The following is a 17,990-nucleotide window of genomic DNA, read 5'->3' on the forward strand; positions in this document are numbered from 1 at the left end:
TTATTCCTCCCCTGTTCTAGCTTCACGAATAATATTTCCATTGTTCTCAGGCAAAAATGTTTCTAGCTTTTTACGTACCAATTGAGGATTCTCGCCATTTTGGATCGATAACACGCCTTCTAATAACATTTCCATCGTTTGAATATCAAGCTCGCTACGAGAACGGATTTTGGAAGCGATCGGTAAAAAGATCAGGTTGGCACTAGCAACACCATACAAAGTCGCTGTAAAAGCAACAGCAATCGATCCACCTAATCCGGTAGGTTCGCTAAGACTACCTAATACTTGGATAAGACCCATAACGGTACCGATAATCCCCATTGTAGGTGCATACCCACCAGCAGAATCGAACACTTTAGCATATTGTTCATGTTCTAATTCTGTTTTGGTCATTTCCAGTTCAAGAATTTGTTGAATCACTTCACGATCTGTCCCATCGACTACTTGCTGAATACCTTCTCGTAGAAAAGGATTATCATGAGAAGAAGCTTGCGGCTCAAGAGCCAGTACACCCGCCCGGCGTGCATGTGTAGACATATTAACAATATCTTCAATCAATTGCTCATTATCAGTACCACCTGTTGAAAAGGTGAAAGCAATCGCACGCGGAATTTTTTTTAATCGTGCTAATGGAAAGCTAATTACAACAGCCGCAGCGGTTCCTCCAAATACGATCAATGCCGCAGCACCTTGAACTAGCCCGCTGGCATCGCCGCCTTCCCATAAAAAGCCCCCAATCAATGCAGCAAGCCCTGCAATAATCCCGATAATCGTTGTTAAATCCATTCATTCATCTCCTGTTCTGGGTATGGGGAATAACCGTAACTATAACGATTTACATGAAAAAAGTTAAAATTTCAGTCGTGTTTCAATTGCATAAACGCAGTAGGAGGAGTATAATATAAGAACAAACATTCCTATAGCGGTATATTTTTGCTGTGCTATAGAACTGATAATCTACAGACAACTTATTATAGAATAATTAACCAAAAATGAGATTCGTCAATTCATGGTGTGCCACCATCGTACATGTTGGGTAAAGTATAATGTATTCGGCACTTTGATTAACGGTCTCTTTTGTTATTATCGGGCATGTGTAATTTATATTTTAGACGATAGGGTGATGCAGGGCAATGAATGATATTGTTGTCAGCTCCAAGAAATTTGAAATACAGTCGGAATTCTCTCCTCAAGGCGATCAGCCTCAAGCGATAGATGAGTTGGTGAAAGGTATAGAACGAGGAGAAAAGTATCAGACTCTTCTCGGGGCAACCGGAACAGGTAAAACATTTACAATGGCACAAGTGATAGCCAAGTTGCAACGACCTACACTGGTTATTGCACATAACAAAACACTAGCGGCTCAATTAGCAGGGGAATTTAGAGACTTTTTCCCGAACAATTCAGTCGATTATTTTGTAAGTTATTATGATTATTATCAACCGGAAGCGTACATTCCGTCTTCAGATACGTATATTGAGAAAGACTCCAGTATCAATGAAGAGATTGATAAATTACGTCACTCCGCGACCAGTTCATTGTTTGAACGTCGTGATGTTATTATCGTAGCGAGTGTATCTTGTATTTATGGTCTGGGTTCACCGCAAGATTACGGCGGTTTGTTATTATCACTGCGTGTAGGTATGGAGAAGTCACGTAATGAAATATTATCTCGTTTAGTGGATATTCAGTATCAACGTAACGATATTAACTTTGTACGGGGTACTTTCCGTGTACGTGGTGATGTCATCGAGATATTCCCTGCTTCACGCGGAGAACAAGCAGTTCGTATCGAATTGTTTGGTGATGAGATTGAACGTATCACTGAGATTGATGTATTAACAGGCGAATTAGTCGGTGAACGCGAACATATTGCTATTTTCCCGGCATCTCACTTTGTTACCAAAGAAGAGACACTCAAAGTAGCACTTAAAAATATCGAACGTGAACTCGAAGAGCGCCTCAAAGTGTTAAATGAACAAGGTAAGTTGCTAGAAGCACAGCGTTTAGAGCAACGTACTAATTATGATCTTGAAATGATGAGAGAAGTTGGTTTCTGCTCCGGGATTGAGAACTACTCCGGTCCTCTTACTTTCCGTGAACGTGGAGATACTCCTTATACATTAATGGATTATTTTCCAGACGATATGTTGATCGTTGTCGATGAATCTCATGTGACATTACCGCAGATTAGAGCGATGTATAATGGTGACCAGGCACGTAAAAATGTTCTGGTAGATCACGGATTCCGTCTGCCATCTGCGCTTGATAATCGTCCACTGAAATTCGAAGAATTTGAAGATAAAATCAATCAGATTGTGTTCGTATCTGCGACACCGGGTCCTTATGAACTGGAACACTGTCAAGAAATGACACAACAGATTATCCGTCCAACCGGACTACTTGATCCGATCATTGAAGTGCGTCCAACCAAAGGACAGATCGATGATATTATTGGAGAAATTCGTTTACGCATTGAGCGTGATGAAAGGGTACTGTTAACGACACTGACGAAGAAAATGTCAGAAGATTTAACCGATTATCTCAAAGAAATAGGAATCAAAGTCAGGTATCTGCATTCGGATATCAAAACACTGGAACGGATGTCGATCTTACGTGATCTACGTCTAGGTACATTCCATGTGCTTGTCGGAATTAACTTGCTTCGGGAAGGACTTGATTTGCCTGAAGTATCTCTGGTAGCGATATTGGATGCAGACAAAGAAGGATTCCTGCGTTCAGAGCGTTCGTTGATTCAGACAATTGGTCGTGCCGCACGTAACTCGGATGGTCGAGTCATTATGTATGGTGATCGTATAACCGATTCGATGCAAAAAGCGATCTTCGAAACAGAGCGTCGTCGTAGTATTCAGGTTGCTTATAATGAGGAACATGGCATTACGCCGCAAACGATCCGTAAAAAAATACGTGATGTTATCGAAGCGACCAAAGTGGCTGAGGGTAAAGCAAGTTATATGGAAGAGATCGGCAAAACAAAACTTTCCAAACGCGATCGTCAAGCATTGATTAGTCGTCTTGAACTGGAAATGAAAGAAGCAGCCAAAAATCTACAGTTTGAACGTGCTGCTGAACTTCGAGACGCAGTGCTTGAACTGAAAGCTGAATAACAAATAGTTATAGTTAATAACAGATCGATATCGTTGGCGATCATCAATTATTTAATAGATAAATAATGAAGGTTGTTAAATATCCTGTGCTTGATGCAGTGATGTTTGGCAACCTTTATCATAGCTTGTAGCTAAATTCGATACATGCTCAACTAGAGATGTTGATATACAGAAGTGTAGCAATTACTCCGGAAGCACCGGACTTGGAGGTTGGATTATTTGGCAAACAAATTTATCGAGGTTAAAGGCGCACGAGCGCATAATCTCAAAAATATTGATATTAGTATCCCTCGCGATAGCTTTGTTGTATTAACAGGGTTAAGTGGATCAGGGAAATCTTCACTTGCATTTGATACGATTTATGCAGAAGGTCAACGTCGTTATGTCGAATCATTATCTGCATATGCTCGTCAGTTTTTGGGACAAATGGAGAAACCGGATGTCGATTCGATTGAAGGACTATCCCCTGCAATATCGATTGATCAGAAAACAACCAGTCGTAACCCTCGTTCTACTGTAGGGACAGTTACCGAAATTTATGATTACTTGCGTCTTTTGTTTGCGCGTGTAGGTCATCCTCATTGTCCTGTGCATGGAGTTGAGATCACTTCACAAACGGTAGAGCAAATGGTCGATCGTATTATGGAATATCCTGAGCGTACGCGTCTACAGATTTTGGCACCTGTTATTTCTGGGCGTAAAGGTGAACACAAAAGTATTTTCTCTGAAATCTCCAAGCAAGGTTTTGTACGTGCTCGTGTCAATGGTGAGATTAGAGATGTATCAGAAGATATTCAACTGGAAAAAAATAAAAAGCATACGATCGAAGTGGTGGTTGACCGTATCGTAGTGAAAGAAGATGTAGCCGCTCGTCTAGCAGATTCAATTGAGATGGCTTTGAAAATGTCTGGCGGTCAATTGTTAGTGGATATTATCGACAAAGAAGAACTTCGTTTTAGTTCGAATTTTGCTTGTCCGATCTGTGGATTCAGTATGGAAGAGTTATCTCCACGTATGTTTTCGTTTAACAGCCCGTTTGGAGCTTGTACCGAATGTGATGGGTTAGGTATACGTATGGTGGTCGATCCTGATCTGTTAATTCCAGATAAAAGTAAAACGATCGATCAAGGTGCTTTTCAAGCATGGAGCGGTGGATTGTCGAACTATTATCCGCAATTTCTCAAATCAGTCTGTGAACATTACAAAATTCCGATCGATATACCTGTGTCTGAGTTAACAGAACAGCAGATCAATATTATTTTAAAAGGTTCAGATGGACAAAAGATTCGTTTCCGTTATGAAAGTGACTTTGGACAGAAAAAAGAAGCTCAAGTCTTGTTCGAAGGTATTATTCATAATTTGGAACGTCGGTATAAAGATACATCTTCAGATAGTATGCGTGAATATATCGAAGGATTTATGAGTGCGAAGCCTTGTCCGGTATGTAAAGGCAATCGTTTGAAAAAAGAAATTCTTGCGGTTACTGTCAATAAGGTGAATATTTCTGAAGTAACAGCGATGCCGATCGGTGAAGCAACTACCTTTTTTGAAAATCTAGTATTGAGCGAAAAAGAGCAAAGTATTGCTCGCTTGATTTTGAAAGAAATCGGCAGTCGTTTAGGATTCCTAGTGAATGTAGGATTAGAGTATTTGACGATGGCACGTGCAGCAGGAACATTATCTGGTGGTGAAGCACAGCGTATTCGTCTAGCGACGCAGATCGGTTCCAGTCTGACCGGTGTACTTTATATTCTGGATGAGCCAAGTATTGGTCTACATCAACGGGATAATGATCGCTTAATTCACACATTAGAGCATATGCGTGATCTAGGAAATACGTTAATCGTGGTTGAGCATGATGAAGACACCATGATGGCGGCAGATCATATTATTGATATTGGACCAGGTGCAGGGATTCATGGAGGTCATGTGATTGCAGAAGGAACACCTGCTGAGATTATGGCACATCCTGATTCGCTGACCGGTCAATATTTAAGTGGTCGCAAATTTATTCCTGTACCTGCGAAGCGCCGCGAAGCAAGCGATCGTTGGTTAGAGATTCGCGGAGCCAAAGAAAATAACCTTAAAAATGTAAATGTTAAATTTCCAATTGGATTATTTACAGCTGTTACAGGGGTATCCGGTTCTGGTAAATCGACATTAGTAAATGAAATTCTATACAAAACACTAGCTCGCGATCTCAACAAAGCTAGAGTTCGTCCGGGTGAATACCGTGAAATTCGTGGATTAGAGCATGTGGATAAAGTAGTAGATATCGATCAATCTCCTATCGGTCGTACACCACGTTCTAACCCAGCAACGTATACAGGCGTATTTGATGATATTCGTGATCTATTCGCTCAGACCAATGAAGCCAAAGTACGTGGTTACAAAAAAGGTCGCTTTAGCTTTAATGTTAAAGGTGGACGCTGTGAAGCTTGTCGTGGAGACGGTATTATCAAAATCGAAATGCACTTTTTACCAGATGTGTATGTCCCTTGCGAAATCTGTAAAGGCAAACGTTATAACCGTGAGACCCTTGAAGTGAAATACAAAAACAAAAGTATCTCGGATGTGCTTGAAATGACCGTAGAAGACGGCGTAGACTTTTTCCAAAACATTCCGCGTATTCAGCGTAAAATGCAGACGTTGTTTGATGTAGGTCTAGGTTATGTGAAGCTAGGTCAGCCGGCAACTACATTATCCGGTGGTGAAGCACAACGGGTGAAATTGGCTTCTGAACTTCATCGTCGTAGCACAGGTAAAACGATCTATATTTTAGATGAGCCAACAACAGGACTACATGTAGACGATATTGATCGTCTATTAACTGTACTTCATCGTCTGGTCGATTCCGGTGATTCTGTACTGGTGATTGAGCATAATCTGGATGTAATCAAAACAGCAGATTACTTGATCGATCTTGGTCCAGAAGGCGGTAGTGGCGGTGGTACGATTCTAGCATCAGGTAGCCCGGAACAACTGGTGAAGGTGAAGAATTCGTATACAGGTCATTATCTCAAACCTATTTTGGAACGAGATACACAGCGTAGTCGTGAGTTAGAGAGCAGTCAGGTGTAACATTAGCAGTAGCAATAATAGCCAGTACATGTTGAATAGTTCGATGTATTCAGATGTACTGGCTTGTTTTTTGCCTAAATATCCTTATATTTACCAATGAATATGCAAAGATAGTTCTTCATGGCAATTGTGTCATACCTGTGCATATGCTACATTGGAATCAGACTATTTTTCCTACAAAATGACAATTTTACAGGAACGTATACGCAACTATAGAAAGGCTGGATGAATTTGAAATTATCCCGATCCAAATTACCTGCACTTGTATTATTAACTTCTGTGTTGATGTTACCGACACAACAATCGGTATGGGCATCGGATACAAGCGACGCTTCAAGTTATACATATTCCTCTCCAAAGTTTGCAGCTTCTACAACAAGTAATATTTCTAAAATTATTGCTCGTATTTCTCCTTCTGTAGTAGGTATTGTAGGTACCCCTACAGCTGAAGCTATCGCTTCGGAAGGTGGTTCTGAAAGCGAAGAGCCGGGCGGAACAGGCATTGCTTTCGGTTCTGGTGTTATTATTTCATCAGACGGTTGGATTGTAACGAATGCCCATGTGATTGACAGTATGGAACCTGGAGCTAAAGTGATCACATCGGAAGCCAAAGGAAACAGTAAAACGTATCTGGTGAAAGAAATTTACAGCGATACCGTCAGTGATCTAGCTATTATCAAAATCAATGCCACTTCCCTGAAAGTAGCATCATTTGTGTCCAGTAAAGAGCAACCGGTAGTCGGTGAACAAGTAGTGGCTATTGGTACACCGTTATCACTATCCCTACGTAATTCAGCAACATCTGGCATTATTAGCGGTGTGAATCGTGCTGTTGATGCTTCGTACAAATTGCTTCAAACCGATGCAGCGATCAACCCTGGTAACAGTGGTGGTCCATTGGTCAATATGGATGGCAAAGTGATCGGGATTAATACGATGAAATATGAAGCACTGGGCGTAGATAATCTTGGATTTACGATTCCAGCAGATACCGTTCAATACATTATTGGACAATTATTTAAATATGGAGAAGTTCATCGTGCTTCCTTAGGGTTGGATTTTGAAGAAAGTGAAGATGCACTTAGCGGTATGCCTACTGATGATGCGTTGACAGTAGGAAAAGTGAATTCTAAGATTGCAACCAAAGCAGGCATTAAAAAAGGCGATATTCTATACAGTGTAAATGGCAAAAAAGTACACACTGTGGTTGACCTTAACGAAATTCTCAAATCGTATGTACCAGGGCAAACGGTCAAACTGGTCATGCAATCCAATGGCGATATCATTAATCGTCAAATTAAATTAAGTAAAGAATAATCGGCTATAGGCCTATCGTATGAGGAGCATTCCGATAACAGATACAACACAAATCGCTGTTGGAATTTCCAACAAGCTTGTATACAGAAATGAGGAGCTTGAATGAGTAAGTGGTTGCGGATTACCGCTTCAAGTCTACTGGCTATTATGCTTGTGTTGACAACCGTATATGCAACAACAGGAACAGCATCGGCAGCAGCACTATTGGAATTGAAGATCAAAAAAGGCAGTACATCTGCAACGATCAATGGTCAAAAGCAAAGTATCGTCAAACCTTACGAAAGTAATGGAATCACGATGGTGCAATTAGGGCTATTTACACGTGCATTCAAAGCACAGGTGAAGTTGCAAGAAAATGATTCGATCAAGTTGATATACGGCAAGCGTACACTTTCGATGACAATTGGTAGCAAAAAAGCATATTTAAACGGTTCTACATTCACACTTGATGCAGCTCCTGTGATGAAATCAGGTATCTTGATGGTTCCTGTTCGTTCTGTAGCTAAAAGTATCGGTGCGAAGTTCAAAGTAGTATCCGGTCAAATGATTATTACAGCCGCACCAGCAACAACGGATTCGAGTAAAGATAAATCTAGTCATGCTGGTAAAACGAAAGTCGGAAATAGTAAATATCAATGGTCGATCAATTATCCGAGTGATTTGATGTATCTGGGTTCTCAAAGTAGTGAGAGTGCCACATTTATGGATAGTGAAGGTAACTATTATTTACAAATTTCTGTCGATCCAGAAATTGCTTCCGCAGATGAAGCGAATGAAAGTGATCCGCAGGATTTGTTAGACGATTTGGTATTGTATGCGCAAGATGCTGGCGAAATGGTAGTTGATCAAAAAGCCGTTTCCAGCAGTAAAGGCAATTATGCTTATATCATTTCCAAAAATTCAGATGGCATTTTGTCAGAAACACGTATTTATACAGGTAATGGACATACGTATTATGTTTTCTATGCTAATTCGGAAGCTTCCAGTTATAAAGATTTTGCTGATAAAAAGGTTACTTCTTTACTGAATTCGTTCCAAACTTCTTTCAATAGTGGAGATAAAGCAATCGAAGATCTAGCCAGTGAAGCAGACAGCGCAGGTTCAGAAAATACATTAGAAGCTAGTGAGTATGGCGTCTATATGGAACTTCCATCTGATTTCACAGCTAGTGAAGATACAACCGATGCTTCTGCCAAAGATGGTTCGTATGTGTCTGTTAATGTCTATAGCGCACCGTCAGGAAGCACATTAGCCGATTGGTTACAGAAGATTCAAGGCTGGTTTGCCGACAATTTTAACAGCGATGCTTATCATGATCTGGGTAGCGAGCAAAAAGAAATTGCAGGACAAACAGCAACTGTCAACAAATTAGAATACAACTTTGGAGATGCTTGGACGACTGAATATGAAGTATTATTCCAAAAAAATGGATATCGTTATTATGTAGAATATAGCACTCCATCGGATAAAGCTTCGAAAGATGCAGATTTCAAAGTGATCACAGATTCCTTGGAACTTGATTTCCCTACATTGGAAGAAAACTTTGGATCGTTACCGATTGACTACTATTCGCAAGATCGTAGCAAAGTAACCACGCACACATCCAAACTTAATCATTACAGTGTACAAGTCCCTCGTCATTGGACAAGTACTGATAATGATTATGAATCGTCTTACGTGTATTTTTCTCATACAGGTGGATCATTCAATATTTCAACCAAAACAACAAGTTCTTTGGAAAAAGCAGTAACCCAATGGAAAGCTACATTTGAAGGTTCAGGAGATAACAATGTATATGGCGTAGAATTATCTGAAGGCACACCGACTACATTTGCAGGTGTACCGGCTTATACATTTACAGCCAATTATCCAGATGCGACTCATCCTTATACAGGAACGTATACGTTATTCACTCAAGGCAAAATCACTTATATTTTAAGTGATGAAGTCAATAACGCCAATAATACACCTGTTCATCAAGCAGAGTTAGCTAAGGCATTAGCTTCTTTTCATTTAACAGCTAATTAAATCGGTCCATAAGAACAGAGCTACCTTTACCGGTAGCTTTTTCTTATGAATAAAGATGAAAAAAGATCATGATTTTCATTGGAAATTCAAGCAATAAGGTAGATAGACGCTCTTCGGTCTGTTACACTGGAATTAGAATAAATTTAAATCATCGTATCTGTTGATATACATGATCGCATGATCAATATTAAAACGTGTTGCCAATGTTACGGCAATCTAGGAGGATATAAACTTTACATGAGTGATACAGGGTTACGAAGAGAAGACGTGGAGCTTTTAGCACCTGCGGGTGACTGGGACTGCATGCGGGCGGCGGTAGCCAATGGGGCAGACGCAGTCTTTTTTGGCGTGGAGAAGTTCAATGCACGAGCACGTGCGAATAATTTCCGTATGGATGAATTGCCTGAGATTATGTCGTTTTTGCATAGCTACGGAGTCAAAGGGTTTTTAACCTTTAATATACTGGTATTTGAAAATGAATTATACGATGCTCGTGAATTGATCGATGCTTGTGTTGTGGCAGGTGTAGATGCTGTAATCGTACAGGATTTGGGATTGGTTAAAATGATTCGTGAGATTTCACCAGACTTCCCGATTCATGGTTCGACACAGATGACAATTACATCACCAGAAGCAGTTGAATTTACGAAGCCATTTGATATTGAGCGTGTAGTACTTGGACGTGAAAATAACCTTAAACAAATCAAAAAAATCGGTGAGCAAGCACGTTTGCCAATGGAAGTATTTGTTCATGGCGCACTATGTGTATCGTATTCCGGTCAATGTCTAACTTCTGAAATGTGGGGCGGACGTTCTGCCAACCGCGGAGAATGTGCGCAAGCTTGTCGTTTGCCATATGATCTAATGGTGGATGGAACGCAGAAGATTATGGGAGACGTGACGTATTTGCTTTCTCCTAAAGATTTGGCGGCTATCGATATTATGCCTGAATTAATCGAAGCAGGAGTGACTTCTTTCAAAATTGAAGGTCGTCTCAAAACGCCTGAATATGTAGCCAACGTTGTGAGCAAATACCGTAAAGCGATCGATCGTTATTTTGAAGGAGATCGTGATTCGATTACACGCGAAGATATTCGTGAATTGGAACAAAGCTTTTCTCGTGGATTTACGCATGGTTTCTTAGATGGAACGAATAACAAAAAATTGGTTGACGGTACATTTCCAAAAAGCCGTGGTGTCTATATGGGCCGCGTCGAGCAAGTATTACGCGATGGCGTAGTCTGCCGCTTAGAAGCTCCGCTTAAACGTGGAGACGGGATTGTATTTGATGCTGGAGATCCTACGCAAAAAGAGCAAGGCGGACGTGTCTATGATCTACGTCGTAAAGGCGTGAAGATCGAAGGCGAAGCTGATGAGACATGGATGGTTGATATTGTTCCAGGTCGTAACGATGTGAATCTACATCGTGTACATGTCGGTGATAAAGTATGGAAAACCAATGATCCTGCGCTCGACAAACGAATGAGACAAAGCTTTGATACCGAGAAGCCTTATCGTGTATTCCCTGTTCATGTCAAAGCTGTAGGGCATGTAGGACAGCCTTTAGTGACATGGTGGACAGATGTACAAAAAGGAGTTACTGTACGTGTCGATTCTGAAATGGAACTAGAGATTGCTGCTAAACGTCCGATGACTTCTGAATTATTGGAAGAACAATTTGGTCGTCTGGGAGGAACTGTTTTCCAATTGGATCAATTAGAAGTTCAATTGCATGGTGATATTATTATCCCGATGCGTGAGCTTAACAATATTCGTCGTCAAGCAGTAGAACAGCTTGCTGGAGAGCGTCCGAAGCCACCTGTGTATATTCAACGTGATATCGAAGTATACGGTGATTCTGTGGCAGCCTCTGCGCCTGTTCAAGGTACAGCAGCAACATTGACAGCATTGTGCCGTAGCGTAGAGCAAGTAGAAGCAGCACTACAAGCTGGAATCGAAATGATCTATGCTGACTTTGAATTTATTAAGCAATTTCCTGCTGCTGTTGCCGCTGTACGTGTAGCCGGTAAAAAAATCGCTTTAGCGACACCACGTATTCATATGCCTGGTGAAAATGGTTACCATGCCAATATTCTACGTCTCCAACCGGATGCAGTACTGGTACGTAATACAGGAGCATTGTATTATTACTTGAGTCGTCGTCAGACACATCCAGAAGAAAATCATCCAGAATTAATCGGGGATTTCTCTTTGAATGTAGCAAATCACAAAACAGTAGATCTATTTTTAGAAGCAGGTGTTGACCGTATCACACCTTCATACGATCTCAATATTCAACAAATGGTTGATTTGCTCAGTCGTACACAGACTTCTCAATTAGAAGTCGTTATTCATCAGCATATGCCAATGTTCCATACCGAGCATTGTGTATATTGTACTTTCCTTAGTGAAGGCACAGACTATACGAACTGTGGTCGTCCTTGTGAAGAAAAACGTGTTTCGTTGCAAGACCGGATTGGTATGTCTCATCCGGTACGTGTAGATGAAGGATGTCGTAATACTGTTTATAATGCGATTGAACAATCCGGTGCTGAATACTTAAGTGATTTCCTACAATTGGGAGTGCCTAGTTACCGTATTGAGTTCCTTGAAGAAACACCAGAGCAAGTCACAGAAGTGATCGAATTGTATACCAAAGCATTACGTGGTGAGATCAACGGTACTCAAGTGTGGCGTACTTTGAAAGCTACTAATCAGCTAGGTGTAACCCGCGGACAATTGGTCAAATAATCAGAAATGTATATAGATATAAGACAAAGAGAATGCGCTAAGCATTCTCTTTTTTTATGTCCCAGTGGACGATCGTTCACCTACAAATAGACTGATAATTTTGCTGATTTTGCAATCATTATTTTTCCAGATATATAGCGGATGAAAAGGTTCTCATAATGATTTGTGATCAGCCATGTTGAGTCGTACATATAATTTAAGGGTAATTTGCATAAGCAATGACTTTACTGTCGGTGAAGTCAAATGAAAGAAATGGCCTGATAAATTCAGGTGATTTACACATAATGAAAAGCAAGCCAATCACATAATTATTCAATTATTGTTTAGGAGAGGGGATTCAATGAGTAAAATTATTTTTGTATCCAACCGTTTACCTGTAACTGTAAAAAAAGGTGAAACAGAGATTGAATATAGTAAAAGTATAGGTGGACTGGCTACCGGTCTGAAAAGCTACCACGAACAATCCGATAGTCTATGGGCAGGATGGCCTGGAGTAGCACAAGACGATCTTAACGAAGAAGAAACACAAACGATCAATAGTGAATTGCAAGAATCATATAACTGTTTACCGATCTTTTTGTCGGAACAAGAGATTGAGCAATATTACCATGGATTCTGTAATGAAACGATCTGGCCTTTGTTCCATTATTTTAATGACAAAGCAGAGTACAATACAGAGACATGGGATGCTTACAAAAACGTCAATCAGAAGTTTTTTGATGCGTTAGAGCCTGTGATCGAACCAAATGATACGATCTGGATTCATGATTATCAATTAATGTTACTTCCACAGATGATCAGAGAAAAATATCCCGATACTCGGATTGGGTTTTTTCTGCATATTCCATTCCCTTCATTCGAAATCTATCGCCTGTTAATCTGGCGTGAAGAGATCTTGCAAGGATTATTGGGAGCTAATCTGATTGGATTCCATACTTATGATTATGTACGCCACTTTTTAAGTAGTGTACGTCGTATTTTAGGTAAAGAACATAACTTATACAAAATCAACGGAGAAACACATACTGTGCAAGTGGATGCTTTCCCGATGGGTATTGATTACGACTACTTTGCAGCACCGAATCAATCTCAGAACTTGTCTTCAGAAGCACAAGAATTTATTGAAAGTACAAAAAGTGTACAAAATATTATCTCGGTCGATCGCTTAGATTACACCAAAGGGATTCCAGATCGTATTAAAGCGTTTAAGCAGTTTCTGGCGCAATACCCTGAATACCATGAGAAAGTACGCTTAAACTTGATTGTAGCACCTTCTCGTGTTGGTGTAGAAGCATATGATTCGCTAAAACGTGAAATCGAAGAGCTCGTCAGTGAAGTGAATGGTAAATTCGGTACATTAAGCTGGATGCCAGTCTGGTTCTTTTTCCGTACATTTACGCAAGACGATCTTATCGCTTTCTACCGCAATAGTGATGTGCTCTTAGTAACTCCACTACGCGATGGTATGAACCTTGTAGCCAAAGAATATATCGCTTCTCGTACTGATTACAAAGGTATGATTGTTCTGAGTGAAACAGCAGGAGCAGCGAGTGAGTTGGGCGAAGGGGTTATCGTGAATCCGAACGATTACGGTGAAATTGCAGCAGGTATCAAAACAGCACTTGATATGCCGGATCATGAAAAAATTGAACGTAATAAGATGCTACATGTTCGTCTTTCCCGTTATAATGTGAAATTCTGGGCAGATGAATTCCTGGTAGCTCTTAAAAATACAACTGAAGAGCAGACGCCTACTCGTCCACTTCTGAATCTCAAATCTGGATATTCAGATATGGAAAAAGTGTATAGCGATTCAGAAAAACGATTACTGTTCTTAGATTATGACGGTACATTGGTAGGATTTAAGCCTACACCAGAACAAGCGAAGCCAGACGAAGAGCTGAAGCAATTGCTTGCTGATCTGTGCAAAGACCCTCGTAATACAGTCGTTATTATTACAGGAAGAGATCGCTTTGTAATGGAAAAATGGCTAGGTGATCTGGATCTTCATATTATCGCTTCTCATGGTCTGTGGTTCCGTAAGCCAGGAGCAGACGAAGAGTGGATGATGACTGTCAATGTGGATAACGATTGGAAAGATACGATTCGTCATATTTTAGAGAAATATACAGATCGTACGCCAGGATCGTTAATTGAAGAAAAAGAATACTCGTTAGCATGGCATTACAGACAGTGCGAACCTGATATGATCGGACTCAAACGTGACGAACTTAAAGAAGCGTTGTTGTCGATAACCAATTCGATGAGTATCGGTGTACTAGAAGGTAATAAAGTGCTAGAAGTGAAAGATAACCGTATTAACAAAGGACATGGAGCGCATTTGTTGCTTCGTGATCAAGAATATGACTTTATTTTGGGTGTAGGCGATGATACAACAGATGAAGATTTGTTCTCAGCGCTTCCAAAAGATTCATATTCCGTCAAAATCGGAACAGGCAATACGCATGCTAATTACCGTTTGAAATCGGTAAAAGATATGCGCTTATTGCTCAAACGATTAGTTACACAAAACAAACAAGAAGTATAATATATAATCTATAGATGCAATCAAGCATAGAAAAAGGAGTTTGAACCATGAAAATTCGTAAAGCCATTATCCCAGCAGCAGGACTAGGAACACGTTTCTTGCCTGCAACCAAAGCAATGCCAAAAGAAATGTTACCGATTGTAGATAAACCAACGATTCAATATATTATCGAAGAAGCGGTAGCTTCCGGAATCGAAGATATTATTATCGTTACAGGTAAAGGCAAACGCGCGATCGAAGATCACTTTGATTACTCATTTGAATTGGAACAAAATCTAGAAGAAAAAGAAAAATGGAAACTTCTAGATGCTGTACGTGAATCTTCTGAAATGGCAGATATTCATTACATTCGTCAGAAAGAACCGAAAGGACTAGGGCATGCGATCTGGTGTGCTCGTAAATTTATCGGAGATGAGCCATTTGCTGTGCTTCTAGGCGATGATATTGTGGAATCCGATGTTCCTTGTCTGAAGCAGATGATGGATGTGTATGAGAAGCATGAGTCTTCTGTAGTCGGTGTGAAAGAAGTACCATGGGAGCATGTATCTCGTTATGGATTGGTCGATGCTGATCCTACGACAGAATCGGATCGTTTATACAAAACCAAAGGTCTAGTAGAGAAACCACCACGCGAAGAAGCACCTTCAAACTTGGCGATCATGGGTCGTTACATTTTGACTCCTGAAATCTTCGATATTTTAGGTAATCAAGATGCTGGCGCAGGTGGCGAAATTCAATTAACCGATGCTATTTCAAAATTAGGCGAAAAACAAGATATCTTTGCTTACCAATTCGAAGGCTTACGTCATGATGTGGGTGAGAAGAGCGGATTTGTACAAACTACGATTCACTACGCATTGCAACATCCTGAATTGCGTGAATCGACGCTAGAATATTTGCATGAAATTATGGCAAAAGAAGAAAATAAATAAACTAAAAGAGGCTTTCTCGTTATTAGAGAAAGCCTCTTTTTTAGTTTCTAAGCTGGTTTCTCTATGAAGAATGAAGTATATTATATCTATGATTAGATATAGAGGAGAATGAAATTGAAAATCCGCAAAGCAATTATTCCAGCAGCAGGACTAGGAACCCGTTTCTTGCCTGCCACCAAAGCTATGCCGAAAGAAATGTTACCCATTGTAGACAAACCAACGATTCAATATATTATCGAAGAAGCGGTAGCTTCTGGAATTGAAGATATTATTATCGTTACAGGTAAAGGTAAGCGTGCCATTGAAGATCATTTTGATTCCTCATTTGAACTGGAACACAATCTAGCTGAAAAAGAGAAATGGGATTTACTTGATGCTGTACGTAAACCTTCTGAAATGGCAGATATTCATTATATTCGTCAGAAAGAACCGAAAGGGCTAGGACATGCGATCTGGTGTGCTCGTAAGTTTATCGGTAACGAACCGTTTGCTGTTCTTTTAGGTGATGATATTGTCGAATCCGATATTCCTTGTCTGAAGCAAATGATGGATGTATATGAAGAGTATGAATCATCTATTGTAGGTGTGAAAGAAGTCGATTGGAATGCTGTGTCACGTTACGGTATTGTCGACTCTTTAGCTATATCAGATCGATTGTATCAAGCGAATGGTCTAGTAGAAAAACCTGCAAGAGAAGATGCTCCTTCTAATTTAGCCATTATGGGCAGATATATTTTAACACCGGAGATATTTAACATCTTAGGAAATCAGCAAGTTGGTGTAGGTGGAGAAATTCAACTTACAGATGCAATATCACAATTAGCATTAAAAGAAAAAATTCTGGCATATCAATTTGAAGGTTTACGTCATGATGTTGGTGAGAAAAGTGGATTCGTACAGACAACCATTCACTATGCTTTGAAGCATCCTGAGTTACGTGAAGAAACATTAAGTTATTTGCGCACTATTTTATCAGAAGAAAATAACAAAAAAACACTGTTCATTTAGAAGAGTGTTTTTTTGTTATCTTTTTTAATTTAGAAAATAATAAATCTCTATAAATATAATATTTTTTTAGATAGTTCCAACCTCTAGATTGTAAGATTTGTTGCAAATTGTGTTGATCTTCTCTCAAAGCTGAAATCATATTTTCTAAATTCAATATCTTCTCTTCAATATCTTTACCCGAAATTAATGAATTATTCAAAAATGTATTGATTTTTTTTTGCTCATTCTGTTGTGATTTTAGTTGAGTTTGTACTTCTTGTAATTCTTCCAAATAGTGTTGAATGTTATGCCGAGTATCAATCAACTCAACTCTTTGCCGTAGCTCTATTTTGGTTAGATTAGCAATATCAAATAGAGCTGCATAAGTTTTATATTCTGACGCGATTTCCTCTATTTGTGGCAGAGTATAATCAAGCTGAAAATTTATTTTTTTTAAATAAATATCGTAAAGATTAAAAAAAGGTTTTAAACTTATTGTTTCTTTTAATTGATCACTACTGGAGTAGCTATGACGAAATTGAGGATTTATAAATTTTTGCATTTTTTCTTTAAGTTCTAATTCATTTTCTGGCCAAGGTAAGTTCAATTGTTGCGACAAATTAAATAACTGGTGATGCCAGTCGTCCAAAAATTCGTCATAAGAAACTAAAATACATTTACTGTCTGCAGTCCATCTTGCAACAGAAATCATGTAATTCATCCATATTCCTAGGGATTTTTGTATAGGGATGTTATTTCTTTTTAATAAAGAATTTGCAATATCTAAAGGATTACGAATAGAAATAACAAAGTTAACTTCAACATCTAATTCTTGCAATATATCTAACCATAATGGAAGAAGTAAACATGTTCTAGGATCTTTCCAAGCCCATAAATTTTGAGAAATCATTTGCTGATTTATAAATTGTTTGATTTCATTTCGAAAAGGGATCATTTCGGGTTTTTTCCACCATAGTTCTTCAAGTGGAACAGGAGTATCCCAAGATACTCCTAATTCCCATAATATACGATTTTGTATATCGATTATATTTAAGTGTTCCCAGAATCCATGTGGATTATCTTCCTGCGCAGAGAGTAGATTTTCTGACTCTCCTAAATAAACTCCTAACAAATTGATGGATCTCGCGATTGCAGAAGTCCCACTCCTGTGCATACCCAAAATACAAATGGCTCTGGAATTTGCTTTATTTATCATCA

The 17,990-nt window shown here is 39.4% G+C and carries 10 protein-coding genes; 8 read left to right on the plus strand and 2 right to left on the minus strand.

What is annotated here, in order from left to right:
• The gene (locus PQ460_RS03365) at positions 1–786 is read right to left on the minus strand and encodes a flagellar motor protein (RefSeq protein ID WP_274171796.1); all 786 of its coding nucleotides are present in this window, start codon (positions 784–786) and stop codon (positions 1–3) included.
• 347 nt (positions 787–1,133) lie between these two features.
• On the opposite strand from PQ460_RS03365, the gene uvrB reads away from it, so the two are divergent.
• The 8 genes from uvrB to galU (PQ460_RS03405) all read left to right on the plus strand — a co-directional run bounded on the left by uvrB (position 1,134) and on the right by galU (PQ460_RS03405) (position 16,793).
• Positions 1,134–3,128, plus strand: coding sequence for an excinuclease ABC subunit UvrB (gene uvrB, locus PQ460_RS03370; protein ID WP_273613711.1), 1,995 nt, complete (start codon positions 1,134–1,136; stop codon positions 3,126–3,128).
• A 219-nt stretch (positions 3,129–3,347) separates the two neighbouring features.
• Positions 3,348–6,209: an excinuclease ABC subunit UvrA gene (uvrA, locus tag PQ460_RS03375; protein WP_274171797.1), complete on the plus strand. Its 2,862-nt coding sequence runs from the start codon at positions 3,348–3,350 to the stop codon at positions 6,207–6,209.
• Between the two features lie 225 nt (positions 6,210–6,434).
• A complete protein-coding gene (locus PQ460_RS03380) occupies positions 6,435–7,526 on the plus strand; it encodes a S1C family serine protease (RefSeq protein ID WP_274171798.1) in 1,092 nt (363 codons plus the stop codon).
• A gap of 102 nt (positions 7,527–7,628) precedes the next feature.
• Complete coding sequence (locus PQ460_RS03385) at positions 7,629–9,554, plus strand: stalk domain-containing protein (protein WP_274171799.1); 1,926 nt, start codon at positions 7,629–7,631, stop codon at positions 9,552–9,554.
• Positions 9,555–9,791: 237 nt separating this feature from the next.
• Positions 9,792–12,305: a U32 family peptidase gene (locus tag PQ460_RS03390; RefSeq protein ID WP_274171800.1), complete on the plus strand. Its 2,514-nt coding sequence runs from the start codon at positions 9,792–9,794 to the stop codon at positions 12,303–12,305.
• 340 nt (positions 12,306–12,645) lie between these two features.
• Positions 12,646–14,853 carry a bifunctional alpha,alpha-trehalose-phosphate synthase (UDP-forming)/trehalose-phosphatase gene (locus tag PQ460_RS03395; protein ID WP_273613706.1) on the plus strand — a complete coding sequence of 736 codons (2,208 nt, stop codon included), beginning with the start codon at positions 12,646–12,648 and terminating at the stop codon, positions 14,851–14,853.
• A 47-nt stretch (positions 14,854–14,900) separates the two neighbouring features.
• The gene (gene galU, locus PQ460_RS03400; protein ID WP_273613705.1) at positions 14,901–15,785 is read left to right on the plus strand and encodes a UTP--glucose-1-phosphate uridylyltransferase GalU; all 885 of its coding nucleotides are present in this window, start codon (positions 14,901–14,903) and stop codon (positions 15,783–15,785) included.
• Positions 15,786–15,899: 114 nt separating this feature from the next.
• On the plus strand, positions 15,900–16,793 hold the full coding sequence (gene galU, locus PQ460_RS03405) for a UTP--glucose-1-phosphate uridylyltransferase GalU (RefSeq protein ID WP_274172866.1): 894 nt from the start codon (positions 15,900–15,902) through the stop codon (positions 16,791–16,793).
• Here the strand turns inward: galU (PQ460_RS03405) and PQ460_RS03410 are convergent.
• Positions 16,786–17,988: a sulfotransferase family protein gene (locus tag PQ460_RS03410; RefSeq protein WP_274171801.1), complete on the minus strand. Its 1,203-nt coding sequence runs from the start codon at positions 17,986–17,988 to the stop codon at positions 16,786–16,788. The genes galU (PQ460_RS03405) and PQ460_RS03410 overlap by 8 nt on opposite strands.
• Between the last annotated feature and the right edge of the window lie 2 nt (positions 17,989–17,990).

The sequence above is a fragment of the Paenibacillus sp. KACC 21273 genome (assembly GCF_028736095.1).
Classification (GTDB): Bacteria; Bacillota; Bacilli; order Paenibacillales; family Paenibacillaceae; genus Saccharibacillus; species Saccharibacillus kyungheensis.

Bases quoted from the DNA above. Each gene is read 5' to 3' on its own strand.
- PQ460_RS03395 (WP_273613706.1), top strand. From the start codon at position 12,646: ATGAGTAAAATTATTTTTGTATCCAACCGTTTACCTGTAACTGTAAAA.
- PQ460_RS03380 (WP_274171798.1), top strand. From the start codon at position 6,435: ATGAATTTGAAATTATCCCGATCCAAATTACCTGCACTTGTATTATTA.
- uvrB (WP_273613711.1), top strand. From the start codon at position 1,134: ATGAATGATATTGTTGTCAGCTCCAAGAAATTTGAAATACAGTCGGAA.
- PQ460_RS03390 (WP_274171800.1), top strand. From the start codon at position 9,792: ATGAGTGATACAGGGTTACGAAGAGAAGACGTGGAGCTTTTAGCACCT.
- PQ460_RS03365 (WP_274171796.1), bottom strand. From the start codon at position 786: ATGGATTTAACAACGATTATCGGGATTATTGCAGGGCTTGCTGCATTG.
- PQ460_RS03410 (WP_274171801.1), bottom strand. From the start codon at position 17,988: ATGATAAATAAAGCAAATTCCAGAGCCATTTGTATTTTGGGTATGCAC.
- galU (WP_273613705.1), top strand. From the start codon at position 14,901: ATGAAAATTCGTAAAGCCATTATCCCAGCAGCAGGACTAGGAACACGT.
- PQ460_RS03385 (WP_274171799.1), top strand. From the start codon at position 7,629: ATGAGTAAGTGGTTGCGGATTACCGCTTCAAGTCTACTGGCTATTATG.